Genomic DNA, 756 nt, shown 5'->3' on the forward strand with positions numbered 1-756 from the left:
TCCCCAGAGGCTCTGTAACGGTGATGGCGAACGGTACGCGCCTGCAAGAAAACGTCGATTACAGCATCAACTATGCCACCGGCGACATCAACATCCTCAATCCGCTGTACGAAAATGCGAACATCCAAACATCGTTTGAAGACCAGATGGGCTTCAGTATGCAGCGCAAAACGATGATGGGCATCAACCTGAATTATGCCTTCACACCCAATTTCAATGTGGGGGCTACCCTGATGAATTTGAGCGAGATGCCCACCGAGATGAAGACCGCTCCCGGACAGGAGTCCATCGACAACACGCTGTTTGGCTTCAACACCAATTACACTACGCAGTCGCAGTGGCTGACCAATCTGGTGGATAAATTGCCGTTGCTCGACCTCACGGCACCTTCGCAATTTTCCATCAAGGCGGAGTATGCGCAGTTGATTGCGGGGCATTACAAAAATGAATATGGCGGCGATTATTCGTATATTGATGATTTTGAGGCGGCTCGGCGCACGATTGACTTGCGGTCGCCGCACCCGTGGTTTTTGTCGTCCACGCCTTCGCTGTTCACCGAAGCAAAATTTGCAAACAATATTAACTACGGCAAAAATCGCGCACTGTTGGCTTGGTACACCATTGACGGCTTGTTTACGCGCAAATCATCGTTGACCCCAACTCATATCAAAAACGATGCCGAACAGTTGTCCAATCATTATGTGCGCGAAATTAGGGAGGAGGAGCTTTATCCCAACAAAAATATCCGCTACAACG

Annotated in this window: 1 protein-coding gene; it reads left to right on the forward strand. The window is 49.6% G+C overall.

Going from position 1 to position 756, the window contains the following annotated elements:
• Nucleotides 1-756, forward strand: a 756-nt coding sequence (gene sov / locus ASC50_RS02335; RefSeq protein WP_082592038.1) for a T9SS outer membrane translocon Sov/SprA, incomplete at both ends; no start/stop codon positions are given.

The sequence above is a fragment of the Candidatus Symbiothrix dinenymphae genome (assembly GCF_001431085.1).